Source organism: Rubrivivax sp. JA1026 (assembly GCF_011065555.1).
In the GTDB taxonomy this organism is placed as follows: domain Bacteria; phylum Pseudomonadota; class Gammaproteobacteria; order Burkholderiales; family Burkholderiaceae_C; genus Rubrivivax; species Rubrivivax benzoatilyticus.
Genome location: NZ_JAALCQ010000002.1, coordinates 522,529 through 549,180 on the forward strand (window position 1 = coordinate 522,529; position 26,652 = coordinate 549,180).

The following is a 26,652-nucleotide window of genomic DNA, read 5'->3' on the forward strand; positions in this document are numbered from 1 at the left end:
ACGGGATGGCAGGCCTCAGGCGGAAGCCGGACGCCTCAAGCTCTGCAGCCACCCCCACCGATAACACGTCAGATGGTGCAGCACGCGCTTGTGCTCCGTCCACCGCGAATGCCACTCCATGAAGCGGCCGTAGTACTCGATGCGCCGCACGCGGCCTTCGCCGAAGACGCGGCGCAGCTGGTCGTGGTGCAGCAGGAAGGCCGGCGACAGCGCCTTGTCCAGGCTCTCGTCGTAGGTGGTCTTCAGGATGACCATCAGCCCGTCGCGCTCCAGGCTCAGGTTCGACGCCACGGTGCGGCCGTCCAGCCGGTACTCGTGCACCACGGCCTCGCCGCGGTGTGCGGCCTGCTGCAGCAGCTCCAGGTAGAAGCGGCCCTGGGCGTTGTCGGGGTGGATGGCGGTGCCTTCGCGCGCCTTCCAGCCGGCGCTCTCCAGCTCGCCGTAGCGCGCCAGCGCGCCGGCCATCTCGTCGGCCGCGCGCAGCTCGACCAGCTCGCAGGCCACGCCGTCGGCGGCCAGGCGGTTGTGCTGCTTGCGCAGGTTGCTGCGCAGGTTCTTGCCGCGTGCCGCCCAGTAGTCGTCGAAGCTGCCGGCGACGTCGATCCAGCCGGTCTCGATGTAGTCGGTGGCGCGCAGCGCGGGCGTGTCGGCCGGGCGCGCGGCGTGCAGCGGGTCGACCTGCGTCACCGACAGCACCAGCGCCAGCCCCAGGCGGCCCTGCAGCAGCTGCCGCGCCAGCGCCTGCGGCTGCAGCCCGGGCTCGGCCACCCAGGCGCCCAGCGGGATCTGCGACGGCTGGAAGCTCTGCCAGCGCCCGCGGCCGGTGCTCTGCAGCAGCAGCATCGCGGCGCAGCGCCCGCCTTGCGTGCCGACGAGCAGGCGCTCGTCGCCGCGGCCGAAGGCGCGCAGCGCGGCGTTCATCGCGTAGGCCGACAGGAAGGGCAGCCGGGCGCGGGCGGCGTTGAGCGTGTCCCATTGCGCCGCCCATGCCGGCTCCTCGAGCTGCCGGGCGGGGAGGTTCTGCCAGTCGAGTGCGCGCGCGTCCATCGTCTTCAGGGGGTTCGGGCCGCGAGCCGCTGCAGCCAGTCCAGGGTCAGCGCGGCGACCGTGTCGCGGTCGGCGCGTGCCGACAGCGTGTGGTCGGCCGTGGCCAGGTCCTGCCGGCGGGTGCCGGGCCGCCGCAGCAGCGCCTGCCACGCGGGCGAGGCGTCGCAGGTCTCCAGGAATTCCTTGGCCGTGTAGTCGTCACCGCTCAGCACCAGCAGCACGCCGCCGCCGAAGCCGCGCCAGCCCTCGGCCATGCGCTGCTGGAACGGGCCGGCGGTGCGGGCCGCGGCCGGCGGCGCCTCGCCGCGGGCGCGCCGCAGGTTGCGCCACAGCTCGGCCAGCGCGCGGCCGGCGACGCGGCCGCTCAGCAGCTTCAGCCAGAACTCGCGCTCGCGCAGGCGGCGCGTGTAGTAGTGCTTGACGTGGGTGCGCGCCAGGCTGGCCTCGGAGCGCACCCAGGGGTTCAGCAGGCAGACGCCGGCCACGCGCGGGTCGCGCCGCTCGTGCAGGTACAGCAGCGCCGCCGAGGCGCCGTCGCACAGCCCCCAGAGCACGACGCGGCCGACACCGGCGCGCGCCGCCAGCGTGTCGACGGCGGCGCCGATGTCCGGCGTGATCTGCTCGAAGCTGCGCAGCGCGCCGCTGCTGTCGCCCATGCCGCGCACGTCGAAGCGCAGCACCGGGTGGCCGCCGGCGGCCAGCGCGCGCGCCAGGTGCACGAACTGGCGGTGGCTGCCGGCGCGGTACTGCGGCCCGCCGACGACGATGACGACGCCGGTGGCCGCGGCCGGCGCGCCGGCGGGCGGGCGGTGCAGCACGCCGAGCAGCGTCTCGCCTTCGCAGCCGAAGGCGAAAGCCTGCGCCGCGCCGGGCGCCGCCGCGGCAGGCGGGGTCAGGTCTTGTGAGACCTGACCCCAGGCTTCGCTGGCGTTCGTCCGGGCATCGGGCGCGGCCACGATGCGGCTCACGCGGCGGCCTCCTGCGCGGCGGGCAGTGGCTGGGGTGCGGTCAGCGCGGCGACGGTGGCGTCGACCAGCGCGGGCGCGTCCTCGATCTCGGTGGTCTGCCAGAAGGCCGGGCCGCGCAGCGCGCGGGCGTCGACCTGCCAGCCGGCGTCGCGCCAGGCGGCCAGCGTCGCGGCGCCGGCCGGCGCCAGCGTCGGCGTCTCCACCGGCGAGGTCTCCAGCCAGACCATGCGCCCGGGCGGCGCCGGCGGCGGCTGCAGCGTGGCGCGCTCCAGGCCGTCGCACAGCGCGGGGGCGAGCTCGTAGCCGGCGACCTCGATGCTGCGGCCGGCGGCGATCTCGGCGCGCAGCTGCTCCATCACCGCACGCGCCTGGCCGCCCAGCAGCTCGCTGGCGGCCTTCAGCCGCAGGAACTGCTGCAGCAGCACGCGGCCCAGCGGCGCCGGCTGCCAGAACAGGAAGTGGCAGGGCTGGCCCTCGGCGGCCAGCGCGGCGGCGGCTTCGGTGGCCACCAGGCTGCCGGCGCGCTGGCCCCACAGCCACAGCGGCAGCGCGGCGCCGTCGTGCCGCGCCTGCAGCCAGCGCACCGCGGCGTGCACGTCGGCCACCCAGCGCGCCCAGGAGGCGTCGCCGAAGTCGCCGTCGCTGTCGCCGCAGCCCAGCAGGTCGGCCTGCAGCACCACGAAGCCGGCCGCGGCCAGCGCGCGCGACTGCATCGCCACCATGCGGCGCGACTTGTTCATCTCCTCGGCGAAGGCGTGCACGTGCACGACCAGGCCGCGCACCGGGCCGGCCGGCCGGTGGTGCAGCACGAAGCGCCGGCCCTGCGGGCCGGGGTCGACGTCGATGAACCGGGGTTCTGGCGTGGCGTTCATCGGGGGCAGGGCGTCGCCGGCATGCCGCGCACGACGCGCGGCGGGCTAGGCGGCGAGCCGCGCGCCGACGAAGTCGGCCAGCGTGCCGACGGTGGCGAAGGTGGCGCCGTCGATGTCGTCGTCGACGACGATGCCGAAGCGCTCCTCCAGCGTGGTGATCAGCGTCGCCACGGCCATCGAGTCGAGCTCGGGGATGGCGCCGAGCAGCGGAGTGTCGCGATCGAAGCCCGCCGTGCGGCCCCCGAGGCTCAGCACCTCGTCGAGCACGTTGATGACTTCACGCGTCAGGTCCATGGATTCCTTGCAGCCGGCGACGGATGGAGTCTTGGATTCTAGGTGTCGGTGGCCGCCGCGCCCCGGGGGGCGCCTGCACATCGGGGGGCCCGGACAGTGATCTGTTTCTCGAACGGCGCCCGGCGGCCCCGCGTTCAGGGGGGCGGCCGGCGCGCGGCGCGGCGCACCGCGCCGGTCATCCAGGCCATTGCGGCGGCGTCCAGCGCCTGGTGGCAGGGCAGGTGGAACAGGCCCTGGCGGTAGCGGCGCGAGACCTCGCAGCCCGACACCGCCATGTCGTCCCAGCGCCAGATCGGCAGGCCCAGCCGCTTGAGCGGCGGGAACAGCGCCGCCGGCTCGTCGACGAGCACCGGCACCATGTACGGCGCGACGTGCGCCGGCAGCGCCGGCAGCAGCGGCCGCAGGCCCGGCAGGCCGGCCAGCGCGTCGACCCACTGCGCGTAGTGGCGCCGGCGCGCCTGCACCAGCGACTCCAGCACGCTGCGGCGCTCGATCCAGCGCGACACGCGCAGCCCGGCGCGGCCGGCGTCGGCGCCGCGGTAGTCGGCCGAGGTGCCGCCGTCGTGCTCCAGCCAGTCGCGGCCGGGCTCGCCGGGCGCCAGCGCGGCGAACGCCGCCTCCAGCGCCGCGGCGTCGGGCGCCACCGGCGGGCGGCGCCACTGCGCCCAGGCCTGGCGCAGCCCGCGCGCCTCGTCGGCCAGGCCGGCGGCGCGTGGCGGCGCCGGCAGCGGCGCGCCGCCGTTGGCCCACAGCCAGCCGCCGTCGGGGCAGGGGAAGAACTTGTACGGGCTGCTGACCGCCCAGCGGCCGGTGGCACCCAGCGGCGCGCGCCCGGGGGCGCCGGGGTCGGCCTCGACCAGCGCGTGCGAGCAGTCCTCGACGAGCGCGAGGCCTTCGTCGCGGCACCAGGCGGCGAGCGCGGCGATGTCGCGCGGCAGGCCGAAGTAGTGCGTGGCCAGCACCGCCGCCGGCCGCGTGCGGCAGGCGGCCGCGGCGCGGCGCAGGCCGTCCAGGTCGGGGTGCAGCTCGGGCGTCAGCGGGTAGGGCACGACCTCGGCACCGAGCGCCAGCGCGCCGTCGAGCATCGTGCGGCAGTGGTAGGCCGGCGCCAGCAGCGCGCCGCCGCGGCCGACGCCGGCCAGCGTGTAGGCGGCCTGCAGCGCGTAGCGGCCGCGGGCGTAGTGGCGGCGCGGCGTGGCCGGCGCGGGGCGCGGCGCGCCCAGCTGGGCCGGCGTCAGCGGCGCCAGCACCGGCACGCGCGGCCGCGGGAAACCGCAGGCGGCGGGGTCGAAACGGTCGTAGTCCAGGCTCATCGTCAGCGCGGGTCCTCTCCGCCGGCCAGGCGCTGCACGGCCTGCAGCAGCGTGGTGCCGATCGCGGCGGCGGCCTCGGGGTCGAAACGCTGGCCGTCGTGCACCAGGCGCAGCGCCGCGCCGTCGCCGGGCAGCACGACGAGCGACAGCGGGTAGGCCGGCACGGTGCGCAGCGCCGCCGGCCGCAGCAGCAGCGGCCCGGCGGCGGCGGCCGGCGCGGGGTAGTTGGACATCACGAACAGCGTCTCCATCAGCGGCCGGCCCGGCGGCAGCGCCAGCGTGCGCACCAGCTGCGCCAGCGGCACCGCCTCGTGCGCCCGGGCCTCGGCGGCGCGGCGCTGCAGCGCGGCCAGCCAGGCGGCCAGCGGCGTGTCGGCGCCGGCGGCCACGCGCAGCGGCTGGGTGACGACGCACAGCCCGACGAGTTCACCCAGCCGCGGCACCGGCAGCTCGCGCCCGGTGCTGACGACGCCGAAGACGACGTCGTCGCGCCCGGTGTGGCGGGCCACCGTCACCGCCCAGGCGGCCTGCAGCAGCGTCGTCGGCGTGACGCCGAAGCCGGCGGCGGCGGCGGCCAGCGCGGTGCCGGTGCCGGCGGGCAGCACCAGGTCGAGCTCGTGGTAGCCGGGCGCGGCGCCTGGCGGCGGCTCGGCGTCCCAGGCCGGCGCCGGCAACACGCCGGCGAGCGTGTCGCGCCACCAGGCCAGGCCGGGGCCGGGCTCGGCGGCGGCGAGGTGGGCGCGCAGCGCCTCGTCGGTCACGGCCGGGGCGTCGTCGGGTGCGCGGCCGGCCAGCCGCGCCAGCAGTTCGTCGAGCACCAGCGCCAGCGACCAGCCGTCGAGCAGCAGGTGGTGGTGTGTCCAGGCCAGCCGGTGGCGCCCGGGCGCCAGCCGCGCCAGCAGCAGCCGCATCAGCGGCGGGCGCGTCAGGTCGAAGCCGGTGTCGATCTCGCGCCGGCAGTGCTCGCGCCAGGCGCCGTCCTGCGCGGCGGCGTCCAGCGCCGTGAGGTCCAGCACCGCCACCGGCACGGCCAGCGCCTGCGCCACGACCTGCACCGGCTGCGACAGCGCGCTGCGCAGGAAGCCGGCGCGCAGCGCCGGGTGGCGCGCGACGACGGCGTTCCAGGCGGCGGCGAAGGCGGCCGGGTCGAGCTCGCCGTCGAGCTCGTAGACGAGCTGGTCGACGTAGGCGCGTTTGTCGCGCGCCAGCAGCCAGTGCACGTACAGGCCCTGTTGCGCGGGCGTCAGCGGCTGGACGTCGGCCCAGTGCGGGTGGGCGGCGAGGAAGGCCGCGCGTTCGGCGTCGGCGAGCGGGCGCAGCACGCCGGCGGGCTCGGGCGGCCCGTCGCCACGGGCCGCCGGCGCGGCCGCGGCGGCGCTCATCGCCGCCGCCAGGCGCTCGACGCTGGGGTGGGCGAGCACGTCGGCGCTGCGGATCGTCCAGCCGGCCTCGCGGGCACCGACGGCGATGGCCAGCGCGGCCAGCGAGTCGCCGCCGAGGGCGAAGAAGTCCTCGTCGACACCGACCACCGGCCGGCCCAGTTCCTCGGCCCACAGCCGCGCCAGCAGCGCCTCCAGCGCGCTGGCCGGGGCGCGCCCGGCGGGGCGGTGTGCGGCCGATGCCGCAGGCGGGCGCAGCGCGCGGCGGTCGACCTTGCCGGCGGGGTTCAGCGGCAGCGCGTCCAGGCGCACGAAGGCTGCCGGCAGCATCGCCGCCGGCAGCCGCGCCGCGAGGTGGGCGCGCAGCGCGGCGTCGTCGGCCTCGGCGCGCGCCACGACGAAGGCGACGAGGCGGCCGTCGCCCTCGCCGTCGTGGAAGGCCTGCACGACGACGTCGGCCAGCGCCGGGTGGCGGCGCAACTGGGCCTCGATCTCGGCGAGCTCGATGCGCTGGCCGCGGATCTGCACCTGGTGGTCGAGCCGGCCGCCGCATTCGAGCGTGCCGTCGTCGCGCCAGCGCGCGAGGTCGCCGGTGCGGTAGATCACCGGCCCGGCGGCGCCGTCGAACGGGTTGGGCACGAAGGCCGCGGCGGTCTTCTCCGGCTGGCGCCAGTAGCCGTCGCCGACGCCGACGCCGGCGACGCAGAGCTCGCCCGGCGCGCCCACCGGCAGCGGCCGCAGCCGCTCGTCGAGCACGTAGAGGTCCAGGTTGGCCAGCGGCCGGCCGATGCTGACCGTGGCCTGGCGCGGCGGCAGCGGCGCGGCGAGCACGGCCTGGGCGACGTCGTCGGCGGCCTCGGTCGGGCCGTAGGCGTTGACCACCGGGACGCCCGGGTACAGCGCCAGCCAGGCGTTGACCAGCGCCACCGGCGCCGACTCGCCGGTGACCATCATCCAGCGCAGGCTGGGCAGCGCGCGTTCGGCCTCGGGCAGCGCGGCGGCGTACTCGCAGAGGTACTTCAGCACCGCCGGCACGAGCTCGACGAGCTGCAGCCGGTGGCGGCGCACGGCCTGCAGCAGCGCGGCGACGTCGGTGGCGTCGTCCAGCACCACGCAGCAGCCGCCGAAGGCCAGCGGCGCGGCGAACTGCCAGACCGAGATGTCCGACGACGACGGCGCGCTCTGCAGGAACCGCGCGACCGCCGCCTCGCCCAGCGCGTGGGCCTGGGCGAACAGGTGGTTGACGGCGCCGTCGTGGCGCACGATCGCGCCCTTGGGCCGGCCGGTCGAGCCCGAGGTGTAGACCATGTAGGCCGCATCGTGCGGGCCGGCACGCGGCGGCAGCGGCGCCTCGTCCTCCGCCTGCAGCGCCTGCGGGCCGTGCAGCGTGTAGCCCGCGCCGGGCGGCGCGGCGGCCTCGCGCTGGCAGACCACGTGGCGCAGCGCCGGGCAGGCGGCCAGTGCTGCGCCGTAGCGCGCCAGCGCCGCGGCGCCGACGACGGCCACCGCGGCGTCGCAGTCCTCCAGCATCAGGCGCACACGCTGCTCGGGGTAGCCTGGGTCCACCGGCACGTAGGCGCCGCCGGCCTTCCACACCGCCAGCATCGCGACGGCGAAGTCCAGCCCGCGGCGCACGACGATCGGCACGAACGAGCCCGGGCCGACGCCGAGCGCGACGAGGCGGCGCGCGAGGCGGTTGGCGCGCGCCTGCAGCGTGCGGCGGTCGAGCGTGCGTTCGCCGTGCACGGCGCAGACGGCGCCGGGCGCCTGCGCCGCGCGGGCGTCGACGAGCGCGGCCAGCGTCGTCGCCGGCACGTCCAGGCGCAGCGTGTTGAAGCCGCGCAGCAGGCGCTCGCGTTCGGCGGCGTCGAACCAGGCCAGGTCGGCCAGCGCCACGGCGTCGTCGCCGGTGGCGGCCAGGCGGTGCTCGAGCTGGCGCGCCAGCGGCGGCAGGCTGTTGGCGCGGTACAGCGAGGCGTCGGCGCGCAGCCGGCCGGCGGCGGGCTGCAGCACGAGGTCGGCCGCGGCGGCGCCGTCGTCATCGAGGTCGAGCAGCACGCCGGGCAGCGCGGCCGGCAGCGCCGGCACGGCCTCGTCGTCGGCGGCCAGCGCGGCAGCGGCGGCGGCGACGAGGGCGCCGAACGGGGTGGCCGGCGCGGTGTCCAGCGTCAGCAGCCGGCGGCGGCCGCTGCGCTGCAGCGCCAGCGTGACCGTCTCGCGGCGCGCGTGCAGCGCCAGCAGCGCGGCCGCCGCGGCGAGCAACCGGGCCGGTGCCGCGGTGGTGGTGGCCGGGCCGAGCGCGGCCTCGACCGGCCGCGTGCCGGGCGCCGTGTCGCGCACGAAGTCGCGCGGCGGCGCGCTGTCGGCCAGGGCGTCGAGCCCGCGGCCGGGCTCAGCCACGCAGCAGGTCCCCGAGCGCGCGGGCGACGAGGTCGAAGCCGGCGTCGAGTTCGTCGTCGGGCGTGGTCAGCGGCGGCAGGAACTTGAGCACCGTGTCGCGGCGGCCGGCGGTCTCGGCGAGCAGGCCGAGCTCGAAGCAGCGCGCCGACAGCCGCTCGGCGAAGCCGTCGCCGAGCGCGCTGCAGTCCAGCCCCCAGACCAGGCCCAGGCCGCGCACCGCGAGCCGCGTGTCGAGCGCGGCGATCCGGGCCAGCCGCGCGGCGACGCGCTCGCCCTTGCGCCGCACCTCGGCTTCCAGCCCGGTGTCGGTGGCGTGTTCCAGCGCCGCCGCGCCGGCGACGAAGGCCAGCTGGTTGCCGCGGAAGGTGCCGGTGTGTTCGCCCGGCGCCCAGCGGTCGAGTTCGGGGCGGATCAGCAGCAGCGACATCGGCAGGCCGTAGCCGCCGATGGCCTTGCTGAGCACGACGAGGTCGGGCGCGAGGCCGGCGCGCTCGAAGCTGAAGAAACCGCCCGAGCGCCAGCAGCCGACCTGGATGTCGTCGACGATCAGCAGCACGCCGTGGCGGCGGCACAGCGCCTGCAGCGCCGCCAGCCAGTCGGCCGGCGCGACGTGGATGCCGCCTTCGGCCTGCACCGTCTCGACGATCACCGCGGCCGGCAGCTCGACGCCGCTGTGGCCGTCGCTGAACAGGCGCTCGATCCAGGCCAGCGTCTGCTCGGCCGGCAGGCGGCCGTCGGGGTAGGGCACGAAGGTGGCGTCGCCCAGCGCCGTGCCGGCGGCGGCGCGCTTGGCGCGGTTGGCGGTGACCGCCAGCGCGCCCAGCGACAGCCCGTGGTAGGCGCCGGTGAAGGCGAAGACGCCGCTGCGGCCGGTGACGCGGCGCGCGAGCTTGAGCGCCGCCTCGACGGCGTTGGCGCCGGTGGGGCCGGTGAACTGCAGCCGGTAGTCCAGGCCGCGCGGCGCCAGCACGCGGGCGACGAAGGTCTCGATGAACGCCGCCTTGGCGGCGGTGTGCAGGTCCAGCGCGTGGCTGATGCCGTCGGCCTCGAGGTACTCGACGAGGCGGCGCTTGATGAACTCGGGGTTGTGGCCGTAGTTCAGCGTGCCGGCGCCGGCGAAGAAGTCGATCCAGCTGCGGCTGTCGGCGGCGTGCAGCCGCGAGCCCTTGGCGCGCGTGAACAGCGCCGGGAAGCTGCGGCAGTACGAGCGCACCGCCGACTCGTGGGCGTCGAACGGCGAGGCGGCGGCGGTGCTCGGGGTGTCGGCGGGCATGCGCGGATGCCGGCTCGCGGGGCCGGTCAGCGGACGAGGCGGGACGCGACGAAGTCGGCGAGCGCGCCGACGCTGGCGAAGGTGTCGCCGTCGATGTCGTCGTCGGCGATGACGATGTTGAAGCGCTCCTCGAGCGTGGTCAGCAGCGAGACGACGGCCATCGAGTCGAGCTGCGGCACGGCGCCCAGCAGCGGCGTGTCGCGGGTGAAGCCGGCGCCGCGCCCGCCGAGGCTCAGCACTTCGTCGAGGACGCGCGTGACCTCGCGGACGATGTCGATCCGGGGCGGGTTTCCGGCGCTGGCAAAGGAGGGAGACACCGGCCGGATTCTAGGGTGGCGTCCCTCGCGGGCCGGCACTCGACCGGGGGGATGGACCGCCCGCCAGGCGCCAACGGCGTCACGCTTTCCCCCGTGATGCGGGGTCGGCGGTGCGGCGTGGCGGGCGGATGCGTCGGGGACAATCGCCGCGGTCCCCGCCACCGTCGTCGAGACATGTCCGTCCCCGTTCCGGAACCGGTGCTGCTGCACGAACTCGTCTGGTCCGCCGCCGCGCGCTCGGCCAGCCGGCCGGCGTTGACCTATGGCGCCTCGACGCTGGACTACGGCGCGCTGGCCGCGGCCGTGCGGTCCTGCGCCGACGGGCTGCTCGGCCTGGGGCTGGCGCGCACCGAGCGTGTCGGCATCTACCTGGAGAAGCGTTTCGAGACCGTCGTCGCCAGCTTCGGCGCGCCGGCCGCCGGCGGCGTGATGGTGCCGATGAACCCGCTGCTCAAGCCCGAGCAGGTGGCCTACATCGGCCGCGACTGCGACGTGCGTGTGCTCGTCACCTCGCCCGAGCGGCTGGCACTGCTGGCGCCGGTGCTGGCGCAGATGCCGGCGCTGCGCCACGTCGTGCTGACCGACGGCCGGGGTCAGGTCCGGGGTCAGGTCCTCACGGGACCTGACCCCGCCGCCGCCGCACCGACCGAAGCCCGGGGTCAGGTCCTCATGGGACCTGACCCCGCTGCCGCCGCCGCCGCCGCTCCCGGCGTCACCGTGCTGTCCTGGACCGAGCTGCTGTCGGCCCCGACGCGCGCGCCGCACCGCGTCATCGACACCGACCTCGTCGCCATCCTCTACACCAGCGGCTCCACCGGCCGGCCCAAGGGCGTGGTGCTGAGCCACCGCAACATGGTGGCCGGTGCCAAGAGCGTGGCCTCGTACCTGGAGAACCATGCCGGCGACACGCTGCTGGCGGCGCTGCCGCTGTCCTTCGACGCCGGCTTCAGCCAGCTGACGACGGCCTTCCACGCCGGCGCGCGCGTGGTGCTGCTGAACTACCTGCTGCCGCGCGACGTGCTGCGCGCGATGGAACGCGAGAAGGTCACCGGCCTGACCGCGGTGCCGCCGCTGTACATCCAGCTGACGCAGCTGGAGTGGCCGCAGGCGATCGGCGAGCAGCTGCGCTACTTCGCCAACACCGGCGGGCGCATGCCGCGCGAGACGCTGGCCGCGCTGCGCGAGCGCGTGCCGCGCGCCAAGCCCTTCCTGATGTACGGCCTGACCGAGGCCTTCCGCTCGACCTACCTGCCGCCCGAGGAGGTGGACCGCCGGCCCGACTCGATCGGCCGCGCGATCCCCAACGCCGAGATCCTGGTGCTGCGCGACGACGGCAGCGAGTGCGCGCCCGACGAGCCCGGCGAGCTGGTGCACCGCGGTGCGCTGGTCGGCCAGGGCTACTGGAACGATCCGGAGAAGACCGCCGAGCGCTACAAGCCGCTGCCGGCGGGCATCGGCGGGCGTGTCGCCGGGCTGCAGATCCCGGAGATCGCGGTCTTCAGCGGCGACACCGTGCGCCGCGACGCCGACGGCTTCCTGTACTTCGTCGGCCGGCGCGACGAGATGATGAAGACCTCGGGCTACCGGGTGAGCCCGACCGAGGTCGAGGAAGTGCTGTACGCGACGAAGCTGGTCGGCGAGTGCGTCGCCTTCGGCGTCGACCACCCGGCGCTGGGCCAGGCGATCCAGGTCATCGCCACCGCGCCCGACGGCAGCGACGCGCTGGACCGCGACGCGCTGCTGGCGCAGTGCCGGCAGCACATGCCGGCGTACATGGTGCCGCACGGCGTCGAGGCCGCGTGCGGCCCGCTGCCGCGCAACCCCAACGGCAAGATCGACCGCAAGCTGCTGGCCACGCAGTGGCTCGAGCGGCAGGGCTGAACTCCGCAGATGAACGAACCGATTCCCCGCGCCGTCCCGGTGCATGCGCCGATGGACCAGTTCCCGGTGCGCGACGGCGAGCTCGTCGTCGGCGGCGTGCGCCTGAGCCTGCTGGCGGCGCGTGTCGGCGCGACGCCGTTCTACGCGGTCGACCGCGGCCTGCTGCGCCGGCGTGTCGCCGAGCTGCGCGCGGCGCTGCCGGCCGGCGTCAAGCTGCACTACGCGATGAAGGCCAACCCGATGCCGGCGCTGGTCGCCTACATGGCCGGGCTGGTCGACGGCATCGACGTCGCCTCCGGCGGCGAGCTGAAGGTGGCGCTGGATGCCGGTGCCGATGCCGCCGAGGTCAGCTTCGCCGGGCCGGGCAAACGCGACGCCGAGCTGCGCCAGGCGGTGGCGGCGCGGGTGCTGGTCAACGTCGAGTCCGAACGTGAGCTGGCGGTGCTGGCCGCGGCGGCGGCCGAGTTCGGCGTGCCGGCGCGGGTGGCGGTGCGCGTGAACCCCGACTTCGAGCTGAAGGGCTCGGGCATGCGCATGGGGGGCGGCGCGAAACAGTTCGGCGTCGACGCCGACCGCGTGCCGGCGCTGCTGGCGCGCATCGGCGAGCTGGGGCTGGCGTTCGAGGGCTTCCACCTGTTCGCCGGCTCGCAGAACCTGCGCGCCGAGGCGATCTGCGAGGCCCAGCGCCAGTCCTACGAACTCGCGCTGCGGCTGGCCGCGCACGCGCCGGCGCCGGTGCGTTTCCTGAACCTGGGCGGCGGTTTCGGCATCCCGTACTTCCCCGGCGAGACCCGGCTGGACCTGGCGCCGATCGGCGCCAACCTGCAGGCGCTGGCCGAGCGTGCGCGCACCGAGCTGCCCGAGGCCAGCCTCGTCATCGAGCTCGGCCGCTACTTCGTCGGCGAGGCCGGCGTCTATGTCACGCGGGTCGTCGACCGCAAGCTGTCGCGCGGGCAGGTCTTCCTGGTCTGCGACGGCGGCCTGAACCACCACCTCGCGGCCAGCGGCAACTTCGGCCAGGTGGTGCGCAAGAACTATCCGGTGACGGTGGGCAACCGCCTCGGCGACGAGGCCCGCGAGACCGCCACCGCCGTCGGCCCGCTGTGCACCCCGCTGGACCTGCTGGCCGACCGCATGAGCCTGCCCCCGGCCGACGTCGGCGACCTCGTCGTCGTCTTCCAGTCCGGCGCCTACGGCGCCAGCGCCAGCCCGCAGGCCTTCCTCGGCCACGCCCCCGTCACCGAGGTGCTCGTCTAACGGCGGGGTCAGGTCTCTCAAGACCTGACCCCAGCTTCCACCGCCGCTGCCGAACGAGGGGGCGGGGTCAGGTCTCTCAAGACCTGACCCCAGCTTGCGCCGCCGCTGCCGAACGGGGTCATGCCGAACGGGGTCAGGTCTCATAAGACCTGACCCCAGGTTTCTAGGTTCCAGCGCCGCCAACGGACGGGGTCAGGTCTCGTGAGACCTGACCCCAGCTTTCGCAGCCGGTCGCGTCACGGGCTGCCCGACGAGTTGCGCGTACAGCGCACGCGCCTGCCAGCGCTCGTCCTCGCTCGCCGGCGCACGCCCCAGCAGGAAAGCCTGGAGACCATCGTCATCCAGCCAGTCGGGCGCCGGCTCCAGGCCCAGGTGGGCCCGGCAACTGGACCAGCGCCAGTCGGCGGGATGGACCACCAGGCCGCATGCCACCGGATTGCGTTCGATGTCGCGGCAGGCGGTGACGAGGTAGTCGTCGCGGTTGACCAGCGATGCGCCGAAGCGGCCCTGGAACAGGTGGCCCGAGATCCTGTGACGTCGGTTGAAGCGCTGCGTGTAGACGCCGTTCAGGTGGCGCATGAAGCGCGACAGGTTGGCCTCGCTGGTCTGCGCGAGGAGATGGACATGGTTGCCCATCTGGCAGTAGGCCAGCACGGCGACGTCGAAGCGCCGCGCCGCGTCGCCGAGCACGGCGAGGTGGATGCGTCGGTCGGCGTCGTCGCGGTAGATCGGCTCCTGACGGTTGCCGCGGCTGGTCAGGTGGTAGGTGGCGCCGGGAAACTCGATGCGCAGCGGGCGTGCCATGGCGCGAGGGTGCCGCGGCCGCAGTGCCGATTCCAGCCGCGTTGGGGGCACCCGCAGGGGGGCTGGGGTCAGGTCTCACAAGACCTGACCCCAGCTTTCGCGCAGAAGACGGAAGACGGGGTCAGGTCTCACAAGACCTGACCCCGGGCACGCGACCCCAGCTTTCGTGACCCAGACCACGGGCTGCGCGCGACCCGCAGAAGACGGGGTCAGGTCTTGCGAGACCTGACCCCGGGCTTCCGGGCTTTCCGCCCCCGGGCTTCCGGTGGTGGTCGCGGCCGACCGCCCCTAGGCGACCCGCCGCCCCGCCTGCCCCTGCAGCCACTGCTCCATCATCATCAGGATCCACACCATCTCGCCGTAGTAGCCGGGGTGCGCCGGCAGCCTGTCGGCGAGCAGGGTCTCGATGAACTCACGGCGCACGATGCCGCGGCCTGCCAGCGACTGCAGGGTGTCGGTGGCGAAGGCCTTCAGCGCCGGGTCGCGCGTGGCCCAGACGCCGAAGGGCAGGCCGAAGCCCTGCTTCTTCTTCGTGAGGATCTCGTCGGGCAGGAAGCCGCGCAGCGCCTCCTTGAAGAACCAGCGCAGCTTCAGCCCCTTGAGCTTGTACTCGGTGGGCAGGGCCAGCGAGAAGTCGACGACGCCGCGCTCCAGGAACGGGAAGGCGACGGCCACGCCGGCCAGCGAGGTGCTGCCGCAGACCTTGGGCAGATCGCTCTCGGCCAGCGTGTAGCGCCAGTCGTAGGCCAGCATGCGGTTGAGGGCGCCGGCCTCGCCGGCCTCGCGCCAGACGGCGCGCTGGTGGCGCAGCGGCTCCTCGGCGTCGACCTGGGCCAGGAAGTCGGGCGTGAAGACGTCGGCCGTGCCCAGGCGCAGCAGCAGGTTGTACATCTGCATGCGGTCGGGCAGCGGCACCTTGGCCTGCTCGACGTAGCTGCGGCCCTTGCGCGCCAGCGGCAGCGCGCCGATCGGCGTGCCCTCCAGCAGCGGCTCCAGCAGCCCGCGGCGCAGCACGCCCGGCACGGTGTCGTACCAGCCGAAGATGCGCTGCTTGGCGTAGCGCGCGTTGCCGCCGTAGAGCTCGTCGCCGCCGTCGCCGGCCAGCAGCCGCGTGACGCCGTCCTCGCGGGCCATCTTCGCGCAGTAGTACGCCGGCAGCGCCGACGAGTTGCCGAACGGCTGGTCGTAGTGGCGCGCCACCTCGGGGATGCTGCGCACCAGGTCGGCCGGCGTCACGTAGTACTCGTGGTGCTCGGTGCCGAAACGCTTGGCGGCGATGCGCGCGAAGGCCATCTCGTCGTAGCCCTCGGCCTCGAAGCCGATCGAGTAGGTGGCGGCGCGCCCGGCGATGTCCTTGATCATGCCGGCCACCGTCGAGCTGTCGGTGCCGCCCGAGAGGAAGCAGCCGGGCTTGCTGCCGTCCAGCTCGCCGGCCACCGCCTCGCGCAGCCGGCTGCGGAAGCCGCGTGCCAGCGCGTCGAAGTCGGGCGCGGCCGGCTCCTCGAAACGCGGCTCCCAGTAGCGCCGGATCTCCAGCGTCTGCCCGTCGTACCAGGCGCAATGCCCCGGCGGCAGGCGGAACACGCCCTGGAACACGGTGTGCGGCGACGGGATGGCGTGGAAATAGAGGTAGTCGTAGATCGCCTGCGACGACAGCGGCGCCGCCGGCTCGGCGGCGGCCAGCGCGTCGGCACGCTCGGCGAACAGCAGCCGCCCGCCGACCAGGCGCCAGCACAGCGAACGCACGGCGAAACGGTCGACGGCGAGGAAGACGCGGCCGCGCGCGTCGGCCAGGCCGACGGCGAACGGGCCGTCGACGCCGGCGGCGGCACGCACCGCGCCGTCCAGGCCGTCGATGGTCGCCGCGGCGCGGTGCCAGGCGGCGGCCTGGCCGTCGCGGCGAGCCAGCTCGGCGAGCTGCGGGTCGGCGAAGCGGGGCTCGCCGACGGCGAGTTCGTGGTCGGGCGCGCGCCGGGCGAGCGGCAGCGTGGTGGTCGTGATCATGCGTGGGCGGGCTGCTGCAGGGCGCCGGGGCGGCGCGCGGCGCCGTCCAGCGGCGCCAGCCTGCAGGGGTGTCGGTATTCGAATCGCGGCGCGAGCGTCTGGCCGTCGAAGCGGCCGCTGTCGACGGCGTCGGCGGGCACGGCGCGCGCGCTGGCCGGGCGGTAGTCCCGGGCCGCCGCGTCGGCGAAGGCGCGGCGGTCGACGCGCGGGTTGTGGCGGTACTCGCCGGGGCCGGCGGCCTCCAGCGCCTCGGCGTCACCGCACAGCAGGTTGTTCAGCGCCCGCAGCTCGACCGTCGCGCCGGGCGCCACGCGCAGGAAGCGGCTGCCGCCGCCGCGCTCGTCGACCAGCGTGTTGTGCACCATCACCAGCGCGTGGCGCGGGCCGCGGTAGCCCTCGGCGCCGAACGAGACCAGGATCGGGTTCTCGGTGGCCGCGCTCTGCTGCACGACGTTGCCGACGACGAGCGCGACGCCGCCGTCGGGGAACTCCAGCTCGTAGCTGGAGCGCCCGCCCGGCTCGTCGGTGAGGCGGTTGTGCAGCACGCGGTTCAGCGCCGCGCGGCTCTTCAGCAGGTGGCCGATGGTGCCGTGGTGCAGCCAGCAGCCGCGCACCAGCAGCGAGCCGATGCGGCCGGCGTAGAGCTGGTGGTTGTGGCCGTCGGGGCGCAGGTTGCGCGCGAACTCGCAGCCCTCGACGGCGAGCTCGGCCTCGGGGTCGTTGCTCGTCAGCAGCCCCATCTCGTTGGCGAAGAAGCCGCAGTCGCGGGCGACGAGGCGGCCGCGCTCGAAGCGGATGCCGGCGCCGTTGCGGCCGTCGACGCGGCAGCCCTCGAAGTCGAAGCCCTCGACCTCGAAGTCGCCGCCGCGCATCACCCAGATCGCCTTGTCCTCGGCGGCGCGGCCGTCGGCGACCAGGCGCACGCGGCCGCCGGCGGCGCGCAGCGTCAGCCGGCGCTGGGTGAAGACGGCGACGTCGCCGCGGTACTCGCCGGCGTCGACCTCGACGACGTCGCCGTCGCGCGCGGCGCGTGCGGCGTCGGCGATGCGCTCGAACGTGCGCCCCGGGCCGACACGCAGCGGCGCCGGGCCGGCGGCCAGCACCGGCAGCGCGGCACCGGCCGCGATCGCGGCGAGCACGCGCCGGCGGTCGGGCCGCGGCGGGCACGGGCGGGGGCGGCGAAAGGGCGGGACCGGGTGCATCTCGGGCAAAGGCGGCCCCGGCCGGGAGCACCGGCGTGGGGCGCGGGGCAGTGTAGCCAGGGGGGCGCGTGCGTTCTGCACGAACCGCCCGCGGCAGGCCCCGCTTTCCGGGGGTGGCGCCGCCTGCCACGCCGATGCCGGCCACCGTAGACTGCCGCGGTCCGCAACGAGGGGGTTCGCATGTCCAGATCGTCCAAGTGCGCCGTCGCCGGGGTCTTGCTGCTGGCCGCGGCGGCGGTGTCGGCACAGAGCTGTCCTGTCGGCACCTCGCGGCTGAATCGCCAAGACATCGGCAGCCAGATCATCGGCAAGACGATGTGCGCCAACAGCGGTGGAGACCGCTGGCAGGAGTACCACGACGCCAACGGGGATCTGGTGGACTACAAGCGCGGGCCCAGTGACCGCGTCGACCCCTCCCAGAAGGTCGGCACCTGGAGCTATGCGGGATTCGGCCCCAACACGCTGCTGGTGCACACCTACAGCCCCTCGGCCACCTACTCCTGGGCCGTCTGCGGCACGCCCGGCATCCCGCCCGACAACCGGCCCGGCGCCCCGTACACCCTGGTGTCGAGCCAGGCCACGATCACTGGCGTGACGGTCAGGCGCGACCAGACCAGCTGCTGACGGCTATCCTGCGGCCGCCTTCGGCGCCCGCTGTCCCCCGCGGCCCCCGGCGGCCCGAATGTCCGACCGTTCCCGTCTGATCGCGGCCTGCGCCGCCTACGCCTTCTTCGTCGTCTACGGCAGCCTGGTGCCGCTGGACTTCGTGCCGCTGGCGCCCGCCGACGCGCTGGCGCGCTTCTCGCGCATCCCCTTCCTCGACCTGGACGTCGCCTCGCGCGCCGACTGGGTGGCCAACGGCGTGCTCTACCTGCCGCTGGGCGTGCTCGCGGCGGCGTCGGCGCGGGCGCTGCGCGGCGGTGGCGCGGCGCCCTGGCTGGCCTTCGTCGTGGTGGCCGCGCTGGCGGTGGCGGTGGAGTTCGCCCAGCTCTTCTTCCCGCCGCGCACGGTGTCGCAGAACGACCTGCTGGCCGAGTTCATCGGCGCCGGGCTGGGCATCGTGCTGGCGCCGCTGGCGCTGGCGGCGGCGGGCCGGCTGCGCGCCGGCCTGGCCGGTGGCCTGCCGGTCTGGGGGCCGCGGCTGCTGGAGCTGTACGCGCTGGCCTGGGTGGCGCTGGCGCTGTTCCCCTACGACCTGCTGCTGTCGCCGGCCGAGCTGGCCGACAAGCTGCGCTCCGGCCAGTGCGGCTGGCTGTTCGCGGCGACCGACCACGCGCCGATGGCGGCGCTGAAGCTGGCCGTGGAGGCGGCGATGGCCGCGCCGCTGGGTTGGCTGCTGGCGCTGCGCTGGCGGGTGCGTCCGGCGACGGCCGCGGCGGCGGGCGCCGCGGTCGGGCTGGTGCTGGAGGTGGCGCAGCTGCTGCTGGCCTCGGGCGTCAGCCAGGGGGCCTCGGTGCTGGCACGCGCGGCGGGTTTTGCCGCCGGCGCCGCGCTGGCGCCGCGCCTGGCCGCCGGCGGCGCGCCCGCGGTTGCGGCGCTGCTGCGGCGCTTCACGCCGGCGGTCGTCGTCGCCTGGCTGCCGCTGCTGGCGGCCGTCAACGGCTGGCTGGCCGGCCCGTGGCACGGCCTCGACGGGGCGGCGCAGTCCTGGCGCGAGCTGCGGCTGCTGCCGTTCTACTACCACTACTACACGACCGAGGCGCTGGCGCTGCAGAGCGCGCTCGGCGTCGCGCTGGCCTATCTGCCGCTGGCCGCGCTGGCCTGGGCCTGGGGTCGGCCGGCGCGTGCCGCGGCGCTGTGGGTGCTGGCCGCGGTGGCGCTGGTCGAGGCGGGCAAGCTGTTTCTCGGCGGCGGCCGCCACCCCGACCCGACCAACCTGCTGATCGCGCCGGCGGCGGCCTGGCTGCTGCACACGCTGCTGCGCCTGCTGGCCGAGGCGCCGAAAGCCGCGCCGGCGCCTGCGTCCGGGGAGGGCGGCGAGCCGGCCGCCATGGCGGTGCCGGCGCGGGCGCCGCGCTGGCCCTGGCTGGCGCTGCCACCGCTGCTGGGGCTGGCGCTGCTGTTCCAGCCGTTCGCGGCGGCGCTGGCCATCGGCCTGGCCGCGGCGGCCGCGGCGGTGGCCTGGCGGCCGCTGCTGGCGCTGGCGCTGATCCCGGCGGCGCTGCCGGTGCTGGACCTGGCGCCCTGGACCGGGCGCGTGTTCGTCGACGAATTCGACCTGCTGCTGCTGGCCTGCGTGGCCGTGGCCGCGGCGCGTGTGCCGCGGCCGGCGGCGGGCGGGCGCGCGCCGGCGGCCGTGGCGCTGGCCTTCGTGCTGCTCGCGCTGTCGTTCACGATCTCGGGCCTGCGCGCGCTGTGGCCGCTGTCGCTGCCGGCCGCCGGCGACTGGTGGAGCTTCACCAGCCCGGTGAACACGCTGCGCATCCTGAAGGGCGGTGTCGAGGCCTGGCTGGTGGTCTGGTTGTGGCGCCGGCTGGAGCGCGACGGCGCGGCGCGGGCGACGGCCTTCGGCGCCGGCATGGCCGCCGGGCTGGCGCTGACGGTGGCCTGGATCGTCGCCGAACGGTCGGCCTTCGCCGGGCTGCTGGACTTCGCCGCCGGCTACCGCGTCACCGGGCCGTTCTCGGCGATGCACCGTGGCGGCGCCTACGTCGAGTGCTACCTCGCCATGGCGCTGGCCTTCGTGCTGGCGGCGACGCTGCAGGCGCGCCGGCCGGCCGCGCGCGCCGCCGGCGTGCTGCTGCTGGCCGCCGGCGGCTACGCGCTGGCGGTGACGTACTCGCGCAACGGCTGGGTGGCCGGCGCGCTGGCGCTGGCGGTCACTGCGGCGCTGGCGCTGTCGGGCCGCGGCACGCCGCGCGGCCGGCGCGGGCTGGCCGCGGCGGCGCTGGCGCTGACCGCCGCCGCGGCGCTGCCGGTGCTGCTCGGCCCCTACGCGCAGGAGCGCCTGGGCCGCAGCGGCCAGGACCTCGCCACGCGCCAGGCGCACTGGGCCGACGCGCTGGAACTGCGCGGCCCGGGGCTCGCGTCGGCGCTGTTCGGCGCCGGCCCGGGGCGCTACCCGGACCTGCATTACTGGGGCAGCCGCGAGCCGGTGCACGCCGCGCGCCACGCCTGGCAGCCCGAGGGCGGCCGCGGCTTCCTGCGGCTGGCGCCGGGCGCGACGCTGTACGTCGAGCAGATCGTCGACCCCGGCGACGCGCGCGAACTGGTGCTGTCGGCGGCGCTGCGGCGCACCGAGGGGCCGGTGGCGCTGGCCGTCACGCTGTGCCGCAAGTCGATGCTGAGCTCGCGCGACTGCAGCCAGGCGACGCTGGAGGCCGCCGCCGACACGCCGGCCCCCGGCGGCTGGGCGCGTGCGACGGCGACGCTGGCGGTGCCGCCGGGTGCGCTGCCGCTGAAGCTGTCGCTGCTGACGCCGGCCCGGGCGCCGGCGCTGGACGTCGGGGAGTTGTCGCTGCGCGACGCCGCCGGCACCGAGCACCTGGCCAACGGCGGCTTCGCCCAGGGGCTGGCGCGCTGGTTCTTCGCCACCGACATCGACCCGCCGTGGCACGTGCACAGCCTGCCGGTCGCGGTGCTGTTCGACCAGGGCTGGTTCGGCGCCGCGGCCTGGGGCGCGCTGATCCTGGCCGCCGCCGGCGCGGCGCTGGCGCGCGGCCGCCGCGGCCTGGCGCCGGTGCCGGCGGCGCTGGGCGCGCTGGCCGCGCTGCTCGCCAGCGGCCTGCTCAACACGCTGGTCGACACGCCGCGTTTCCTGCTGCTGGCGCTGCTGCTGCCCTGGCTGGCGGCGGCCGCGCCGGTCGACTCCCCGCGCGGCGAGGGCCCGCCTGCGCCAGGGCCCGGAGCCGCACCCTAGAATTGCCGGTTGGCCCGCGCCGGCGGGCTCCAGACATCCACAAGGATCGCCGTGTTCATTTCTTCCGCCTTCGCCCAGGCCGCCGCTCCCGCCGGCGGCGCCGAATCCTCGCTCTTCAGCCTGCTGCCGCTGGTGCTGATGTTCGTGGTGCTGTACTTCATCATGATCCGTCCGCAGATGAAGAAGCAGAAGGAGCACAAGGCGATGGTCGAGGCCCTGGCCAAGGGCGACGAGGTCGTCATCGCCGGCGGCGTCATCGGCCGCGTCGCCAAGCTCAGCGACAGCATCATCCACGTCGAGGTCGCCGACGGCGTCGAGCTGCAGGTCCAGCGCGTGTCCGTGCTGCAGGTCCTGCCCAAGGGCTCGTACAAGTAAGAACTCCCGCGGGCGGCCGCCGCGGCCGCGCCCCGTCGCTGTCCAGGAATCTCCATGAACCGCTACCCCTGGTGGAAGTACGCGATCCTCGCCTTCGCCTTCGTGGTCGGCCTGCTCTACACGGTGCCGAACTTCTACGGCGAGGCGCCCGCGGTGCAGGTGTCCTCGGGCAAGGCCACCGTCAAGATGGATCCGGCGATGGTCCAGCGTGTCGAGCAGATCCTGTCGGGCGCGGGGCTGCAGGCCGACTTCGTGCAGCTCGAGGGCGCCTCGGTGCGCGCGCGCTTCGCCGACACCGACACCCAGCTCAAGGCCAAGGACGCGATCAGCCACGCGCTGAACCCGGACCCGAACGACCCGACCTGGGTCGTGGCGCTGAACCTGGTGTCGCGTTCGCCGCAGTGGATGGCCCGCGTCCACGCGCTGCCGATGTACCTGGGCCTGGACCTGCGCGGCGGCGTGCACTTCCTGATGCAGGTCGACATGAAGGCCGCGCTGACGAAGAAGGCCGAGGCCGTCACCGGTGACGTGCGCACGCTGCTGCGCGACAAGAACATCCGCCACGCCGGCATCACCCGCGAAGGCAACAACGTCGAGGTGCGCTTCCGCGAGGCGGCGCTGGCCGAGCAGGCGCGCAACCTGCTCACCGACCAGCTGCAGGACATGACCTGGACGCCGACGGCCGACGCCGGCGGCGACGTCAAGCTCGTCGGCACGCTCAAGCCGCAGGCCGCGACGCGTGTGCAGGAGCAGGCGCTCAAGCAGAACATCTCGACGCTGAACAACCGCGTCAACGAGCTCGGCGTCGCCGAGCCGGTGATCCAGCAGCAGGGCCTGGACCGCGTCGTCGTGCAGCTGCCCGGCGTGCAGGACACGGCCAAGGCCAAGGACATCATCGGCCGCACCGCGACGCTGGAGATCCGCCTCGTCAACGAGACCCAGGAAGCCGTCGACGCCGTGCGCGGCGCCGGCCCGGTGCCGTTCGGCAGCGAGCGTTTCCTCGAGCGCGGCGGCCAGCCGGTCATCGTCTACCGCAACGTCGTGCTGACCGGCGAGAACCTCACCGACGCCCAGCCCGGCTTCGACGGCCAGACGAACGAACCCACCGTCAACCTGACGCTGGACGCGCGCGGCGCCCGCATCTTCAAGGACGTGACGCGCGAGAACGTCGGCAAGCGCATGGCCATCCTGCTCTTCGAGAAGGGCAAGGGCGAGGTCGTCACCGCGCCGGTGATCCGCACCGAGATCGGCGGCGGCCGGGTGCAGATCTCGGGCCGCATGACGACCGAGGAGGCGAGCGACCAGGCGCTGCTGCTGCGCGCCGGCTCGCTGGCCGCGCCGATGGAGATCATCGAGGAGCGCGCGATCGGCCCGAGCCTGGGCGCCGAGAACATCGCCAAGGGCTTCAACAGCGTGCTGTGGGGCTTCGTCGCGATCGCGGTCTTCATGTGCGCCTACTACATGCTGTTCGGCGTGTTCTCGACGCTGGCGCTGGGCTTCAACCTGCTGATGCTGATCGCCGTGCTGTCGATGCTGCAGGCGACGCTGTCGCTGCCGGGCATCGCCGCCATCGCGCTGGTGCTGGGCATGGCGATCGACGCCAACGTGCTGATCAACGAGCGCGTGCGCGAGGAGCTGCGCCACGGCGCGTCGCCGCAGGTGGCGATCAGCGCCGGCTACGAGCGTGCCTGGGGCACCATCCTGGACTCCAACGTCACGACGCTGATCGCCGGCCTGGCGCTGCTGGCCTTCGGGTCCGGCCCGGTGCGCGGCTTCGCCGTCGTGCACTGCCTGGGCATCCTGACCTCGATGTTCTCGGCGGTGATGTTCTCGCGCGGCCTGGTCAACCTCTGGTACGGCCGGCAGAAGAAGCTCAAGTCGGTGTCGATCGGCCAGGTCTGGCGCCCGAATGGCGGCACCGCGGTGCCCGCCGAAGACAAGCAAAACGCCAAGGTCTGAGGGGACGTCATGGAGTTCTTCCGTTTCCGCCGCGACATCCCGTTCATGCGCTACACGCTGGCGCTGAACGTCATCTCGTTCCTGACCTTCCTGGCCGCGGTCTTCTTCATCTTCCACCGCGGCCTGCACCTGTCGATCGAGTTCACCGGCGGCACCGTCGTCGAGGTCGCCTACTCGCAGCCGGCGGACCTGGAGCGCACGCGCCAGGCCGTCGAGACGCTGGGCTTCGGCGAGGTCCAGGTGCAGAACTTCGGCACCTCGCGCGACGTGATGATCCGGCTGCCGATCCGCGAGGGCGAGAAGCAGGACCAGGTCGCCAGCCGCGTCTTCGACGCGCTGTGCAAGGCCGAGAGCGGCAGCGTCGCGACCAAGGAGTACCTGACGCCCCAGGGCGAGCAGGTGAGCCGCCCGTCGTGCTCGGTGGCCGACGGCAGCGAGCCGCTGAAGCTGTCGCGCACCGAACTCGTCGGCCCGTCGGTCGGCGCCGAGCTGGCGCGCGACGGCGCGCTGGCGCTGGCCTTCACGGTGCTGGGCATCATGGGCTACCTGGCCTTCCGCTTCGAGTGGAAGTTCGCGGTCGCCGGCATCATCGCCAACCTGCACGACGTGGTCATCATCCTGGGCTTCTTCGCCTTCTTCCAGTGGGAGTTCTCGCTGGCGGTGCTGGCGGCGATCCTGGCGGTGCTGGGCTACTCGGTGAACGAGTCGGTGGTCATCTTCGACCGCATCCGCGAGACCTTCCGCAAGATGCGCAAGATGTCGACGACCCAGGTCATCGACCACGCGATCACGAGCACCACCAGCCGCACGATCATCACCCACGGCTCGACGCAGATGATGGTGCTGTCGATGCTGTTCTTCGGCGGCCCGACGCTGCACTACTTCGCGATGGCGCTGACCATCGGCATCCTGTTCGGCATCTACTCGTCGATCTTCGTCGCCGCCGGCATCGCGATGTGGCTGGGCGTCAAGCGCGAGGATCTGGTGAAGACGAGCGCCAAGGAGAACGATCCGAACGACCCGAACGCCGGGGCCGTGGTGTAGAGTCAATGCAACGGCCGCCCGCGGCCTTGCACAGACGGACGACCGACCGATGGCGACCGGCGCCCCCAACACCAACCTCGCGAGCCAGGCCCGGCGCCTGTACACCGAGGAACTGGTGAAGGGCCTGCCGGCGCTCGTGCAGGCCGCGCTCGACGGCGCCCGCACCCTCTTCGAGAAGCCCTGCGAACACGCCGCGTTCCAGCGCCGGCGCGACATGATGCAGGGCCTGAACGCCGGCGCGCAGTCCTGGCACCGCGGCCTGGTCAACGGGCTGCGTCACGCGCTGCTGCACGGCGGCTCCACCACCCGGCTGGGTGACCTGCCGTCGATGTCGCCGGGCCAGCTGACGCTGGTCGACGACGACACGATCGAGCTCGAGATCGTCACCTCGCGGCTGGCGCTGGCGATGATGGACCGCGCGTCGTGGGAGTTCGCCGACCTGCGGTCGCGCGTCGCCCACCTGGAAGGGCGCAACGAGCTCGACGCCCACGACATGCTGCGCGCCCACGTGCTGGCGCGCATCGTCTTCGAGGCCTGGCGCTCGTCGGGCCAGACGCTGGCCTCGTGGCGCGAACTGCAGCCGGTGCTGCACGAGGAGTTCGCGCTGCTCGTCGAGGAGGCCTACCACGAGACCAACCGCTGGCTCGCCGAGCACGGCGTGCTGCCCGAGGTCGACCTGCGGCCCTTCATCCGGCGCTCGCGCACGCACCCCGGCGCGCTGCCTGCCGGCTATGCCGTCAGCGACGGGGGGGGCGCAGGCCGCGCCGACCCCGGCCCGGGCTCGGGCTTCGGCCAGCTGCCGGCGGCGGGGCCGCCGTCGGCCTACGGGCTGGGCAGCGGGCTGATGCGCGGTGTCGGCGAGGAGACGCGCATGATGACGCGCGCCGCGCCGCTGGCGCGCGGGCGCGATCACGCCGAGGCGGTGCTCGGCCGGCTCAACCGGCTGGTCGGCCGCCAGGTGCCGGCGTTCGGCAACTCGACGCGGGCGCAGGCGCTGTCGCCCGGGCTGGCGCGTGCGATCGACACCGCCGAGGCCGGCATCCGCCAGCGCATGACGACGACGGCCGCCGACGCCGAGCCGATGGTCACCACGCCGGTGATGCTGGAGGACATCCAGCAGCGCAAGCAGCAGCTGAAGAAGGCCGCGGCCACGCCCGAGGAGCGCGCCACGATCGAGATCGTCGCGCTGCTGTTCCAGAGCATCCTGACCGAGGAGCGCATCCCGGCGGCGATGCGCGTGTGGTTCGCGCGGCTGCAGATGCCGGTGCTGCGCGTGGCCGTCACCGAGCCCGACTTCTTCGCCACCGTCGACCATCCGGCGCGGCGCCTGATCGACCGCATGGGCGCCTGCGTGATGGGCTTCGACAGCGCGGCGCAGAAGGTCGGCGACGCGCTGGAGCGCGAGATCAAGCGCATCGTCCAGGTCGTCGAGGCCTACCCGGACACCGGCCGGCGCGTCTTCCAGACCGTGCTCACCGAGTTCGAGAAGTTCCTCGAGCACTACTTCCGCAACGAGAACGAGGCCACGCGGCACGGCGTCTCGCTGGCGCAGCAGGTCGAGCAGCGCGAGACGCTGGCGATCCAGTACACGATCGAGCTGCGCCGCATGCTCAACGACATGCCGGTGCAGGAGGGCGTGCGCCAGTTCCTGTTCCACGTCTGGGCCGACGTGCTGGCGACGACCGCCGTGCGCTACGGCGCCCAGGGGCAGGAGACACGCACGATGAAGCGCGCCGCGGCCGACCTGATCTGGTCGGCCAGCGCCAAGGTCACGCGCGAGGAGCGCGCCGAGGTCATCCGCCGCCTGCCGCCGCTGTTGAAGTCGCTGCGCGAGGGCATGGCCTCGGCCGGCATGGACGCCGAGCGCCAGGACGAGCAGATCCAGCAGCTGAACAACTCGCTGGCCGCGGCCTTCACCGCGAAGACGGCGGCGATCCCCGACGACCGCCTGCGCGAGCTGATGGAGCGGCTGGAGACGCTGGAGGAGCTGCTGCCCGACGCCGAGGACGTGCGCATCGACGAGTCGATGGTGCTCGACCTGTCGGGCCACCAGAGCGCCGACCTCGAGGTCGTGCTCGACGGCGGCTCGATGCCGACGCCGGCGATGCTGGCCTGGGCGCGCGAGCTGCAGGTCGGCAGCTGGTTCATGCTCGAGTACCGCGAGCGGCACGAGGCGGTGCAACTGGCCTGGCAGGGCATGCGCCGGCAGCTGTCGCTGTTCGTCAGCGCGCAGGGCCGCTGCGTGCTGTTCCAGCAGCAGCGGCTGGCGTCGTACCTGCAGGCCGGGCTGCTGCTGCCGGCGCAGGACGAGGCGCTGACGGTGCGCGCCACGCGCAGCGCGCTGGCCAAGCTCGACGTCGACGCGTCGCGGCTGCTGAACTGAGGGTTCGGAACGGGCGGCCGC

At 74.8% G+C, this 26,652-nt stretch carries 19 protein-coding genes; 8 read left to right on the forward strand and 11 right to left on the reverse strand.

Annotated features, from left to right (window positions below):
- Window positions 1–15 precede the first annotated feature (15 nt).
- From G5B56_RS06045 to G5B56_RS06080, 8 genes are all read right to left on the reverse strand, one after another.
- The gene (locus tag G5B56_RS06045) at window positions 16–1,047 is read right to left on the reverse strand and encodes a GNAT family N-acetyltransferase (RefSeq protein ID WP_164962630.1); all 1,032 of its coding nucleotides are present in this window, start codon (window positions 1,045–1,047) and stop codon (window positions 16–18) included.
- A 5-nt stretch (window positions 1,048–1,052) separates the two neighbouring features.
- Window positions 1,053–2,015, reverse strand: coding sequence for a hydrolase 1, exosortase A system-associated (locus tag G5B56_RS06050; protein ID WP_240920668.1), 963 nt, complete (start codon window positions 2,013–2,015; stop codon window positions 1,053–1,055).
- Window positions 2,012–2,887: a hydrolase 2, exosortase A system-associated gene (locus tag G5B56_RS06055; RefSeq protein ID WP_164962631.1), complete on the reverse strand. Its 876-nt coding sequence runs from the start codon at window positions 2,885–2,887 to the stop codon at window positions 2,012–2,014. The genes G5B56_RS06050 and G5B56_RS06055 overlap by 4 nt, the downstream gene beginning before the upstream one ends.
- Window positions 2,888–2,932: 45 nt before the next feature.
- Entirely contained in the window at window positions 2,933–3,181 is a 249-nt protein-coding gene (locus G5B56_RS06060; RefSeq protein ID WP_009856355.1) for an acyl carrier protein, read from the reverse strand.
- 134 nt (window positions 3,182–3,315) lie between these two features.
- Window positions 3,316–4,494: a DegT/DnrJ/EryC1/StrS family aminotransferase gene (locus G5B56_RS06065; protein WP_164962632.1), complete on the reverse strand. Its 1,179-nt coding sequence runs from the start codon at window positions 4,492–4,494 to the stop codon at window positions 3,316–3,318.
- 2 nt (window positions 4,495–4,496) lie between these two features.
- A complete protein-coding gene (locus G5B56_RS06070) occupies window positions 4,497–8,273 on the reverse strand; it encodes an amino acid adenylation domain-containing protein (protein ID WP_164962633.1) in 3,777 nt (1,258 codons plus the stop codon).
- On the reverse strand, window positions 8,266–9,546 hold the full coding sequence (locus G5B56_RS06075; protein ID WP_164962634.1) for an aspartate aminotransferase family protein: 1,281 nt from the start codon (window positions 9,544–9,546) through the stop codon (window positions 8,266–8,268). Before G5B56_RS06075 ends, G5B56_RS06070 begins: the two co-directional genes overlap by 8 nt.
- A gap of 26 nt (window positions 9,547–9,572) precedes the next feature.
- Window positions 9,573–9,863, reverse strand: a complete 291-nt coding sequence (locus G5B56_RS06080; protein ID WP_310733801.1) for a phosphopantetheine-binding protein — start codon at window positions 9,861–9,863, stop codon at window positions 9,573–9,575.
- Window positions 9,864–10,037: 174 nt separating this feature from the next.
- On the opposite strand from G5B56_RS06080, the gene G5B56_RS06085 reads away from it, so the two are divergent.
- Window positions 10,038–11,744: an acyl-CoA ligase (AMP-forming), exosortase A system-associated gene (locus G5B56_RS06085; protein WP_164962635.1), complete on the forward strand. Its 1,707-nt coding sequence runs from the start codon at window positions 10,038–10,040 to the stop codon at window positions 11,742–11,744.
- A 9-nt stretch (window positions 11,745–11,753) separates the two neighbouring features.
- A complete protein-coding gene (locus tag G5B56_RS06090) occupies window positions 11,754–13,001 on the forward strand; it encodes a pyridoxal-dependent decarboxylase, exosortase A system-associated (RefSeq protein ID WP_164962636.1) in 1,248 nt (415 codons plus the stop codon).
- A 192-nt stretch (window positions 13,002–13,193) separates the two neighbouring features.
- Here the strand turns inward: G5B56_RS06090 and G5B56_RS06095 are convergent, their stop codons facing one another.
- The 3 genes from G5B56_RS06095 to G5B56_RS06105 form a co-directional block, all read right to left on the reverse strand.
- Entirely contained in the window at window positions 13,194–13,805 is a 612-nt protein-coding gene (locus G5B56_RS06095) for a transposase (RefSeq protein WP_164962637.1), read from the reverse strand.
- A 288-nt stretch (window positions 13,806–14,093) separates the two neighbouring features.
- Complete coding sequence (locus G5B56_RS06100) at window positions 14,094–15,809, reverse strand: asparagine synthetase B (RefSeq protein ID WP_009855950.1); 1,716 nt, start codon at window positions 15,807–15,809, stop codon at window positions 14,094–14,096.
- The gene (locus tag G5B56_RS06105; RefSeq protein ID WP_164962638.1) at window positions 15,806–16,948 is read right to left on the reverse strand and encodes a hypothetical protein; all 1,143 of its coding nucleotides are present in this window, start codon (window positions 16,946–16,948) and stop codon (window positions 15,806–15,808) included. Before G5B56_RS06105 ends, G5B56_RS06100 begins: the two co-directional genes overlap by 4 nt.
- Window positions 16,949–17,191: 243 nt before the next feature.
- Here G5B56_RS06105 and G5B56_RS06110 point away from each other — a divergent pair, with 243 nt between their 5' ends.
- From G5B56_RS06110 to G5B56_RS06135, 6 genes are read left to right on the forward strand one after another with little or no spacing between them, the layout of a single operon-like run.
- On the forward strand, window positions 17,192–17,635 hold the full coding sequence (locus G5B56_RS06110; RefSeq protein ID WP_164962639.1) for a hypothetical protein: 444 nt from the start codon (window positions 17,192–17,194) through the stop codon (window positions 17,633–17,635).
- A 58-nt stretch (window positions 17,636–17,693) separates the two neighbouring features.
- Window positions 17,694–20,870: a VanZ family protein gene (locus G5B56_RS06115; RefSeq protein ID WP_164962640.1), complete on the forward strand. Its 3,177-nt coding sequence runs from the start codon at window positions 17,694–17,696 to the stop codon at window positions 20,868–20,870.
- Window positions 20,871–20,921: 51 nt separating this feature from the next.
- Window positions 20,922–21,245: a preprotein translocase subunit YajC gene (yajC, locus tag G5B56_RS06120; RefSeq protein ID WP_009856461.1), complete on the forward strand. Its 324-nt coding sequence runs from the start codon at window positions 20,922–20,924 to the stop codon at window positions 21,243–21,245.
- Window positions 21,246–21,299: 54 nt separating this feature from the next.
- Window positions 21,300–23,204: a protein translocase subunit SecD gene (secD, locus tag G5B56_RS06125; RefSeq protein ID WP_164962641.1), complete on the forward strand. Its 1,905-nt coding sequence runs from the start codon at window positions 21,300–21,302 to the stop codon at window positions 23,202–23,204.
- 9 nt (window positions 23,205–23,213) lie between these two features.
- Window positions 23,214–24,248 (forward strand): protein translocase subunit SecF, encoded by a 1,035-nt coding sequence (secF, locus tag G5B56_RS06130; protein WP_009856463.1) that lies wholly within the window; start codon window positions 23,214–23,216, stop codon window positions 24,246–24,248.
- 49 nt (window positions 24,249–24,297) lie between these two features.
- Window positions 24,298–26,631, forward strand: a complete 2,334-nt coding sequence (locus G5B56_RS06135; protein WP_164962642.1) for a DUF1631 family protein — start codon at window positions 24,298–24,300, stop codon at window positions 26,629–26,631.
- The last annotated feature ends 21 nt before the right edge of the window (window positions 26,632–26,652 follow it).

Coding starts and splice junctions, on each gene's coding strand:
- G5B56_RS06045 (WP_164962630.1), bottom strand. CDS start 1,047: ATGGACGCGCGCGCACTCGACTGGCAGAACCTCCCCGCCCGGCAGCTC.
- G5B56_RS06055 (WP_164962631.1), bottom strand. CDS start 2,887: ATGAACGCCACGCCAGAACCCCGGTTCATCGACGTCGACCCCGGCCCG.
- G5B56_RS06060 (WP_009856355.1), bottom strand. CDS start 3,181: ATGGACCTGACGCGTGAAGTCATCAACGTGCTCGACGAGGTGCTGAGC.
- G5B56_RS06065 (WP_164962632.1), bottom strand. CDS start 4,494: ATGAGCCTGGACTACGACCGTTTCGACCCCGCCGCCTGCGGTTTCCCG.
- G5B56_RS06075 (WP_164962634.1), bottom strand. CDS start 9,546: ATGCCCGCCGACACCCCGAGCACCGCCGCCGCCTCGCCGTTCGACGCC.
- G5B56_RS06085 (WP_164962635.1), top strand. CDS start 10,038: ATGTCCGTCCCCGTTCCGGAACCGGTGCTGCTGCACGAACTCGTCTGG.
- G5B56_RS06090 (WP_164962636.1), top strand. CDS start 11,754: ATGAACGAACCGATTCCCCGCGCCGTCCCGGTGCATGCGCCGATGGAC.
- G5B56_RS06095 (WP_164962637.1), bottom strand. CDS start 13,805: ATGGCACGCCCGCTGCGCATCGAGTTTCCCGGCGCCACCTACCACCTG.
- G5B56_RS06100 (WP_009855950.1), bottom strand. CDS start 15,809: ATGATCACGACCACCACGCTGCCGCTCGCCCGGCGCGCGCCCGACCAC.
- G5B56_RS06110 (WP_164962639.1), top strand. CDS start 17,192: ATGTCCAGATCGTCCAAGTGCGCCGTCGCCGGGGTCTTGCTGCTGGCC.
- G5B56_RS06115 (WP_164962640.1), top strand. CDS start 17,694: ATGTCCGACCGTTCCCGTCTGATCGCGGCCTGCGCCGCCTACGCCTTC.
- secD (WP_164962641.1), top strand. CDS start 21,300: ATGAACCGCTACCCCTGGTGGAAGTACGCGATCCTCGCCTTCGCCTTC.
- secF (WP_009856463.1), top strand. CDS start 23,214: ATGGAGTTCTTCCGTTTCCGCCGCGACATCCCGTTCATGCGCTACACG.
- G5B56_RS06135 (WP_164962642.1), top strand. CDS start 24,298: ATGGCGACCGGCGCCCCCAACACCAACCTCGCGAGCCAGGCCCGGCGC.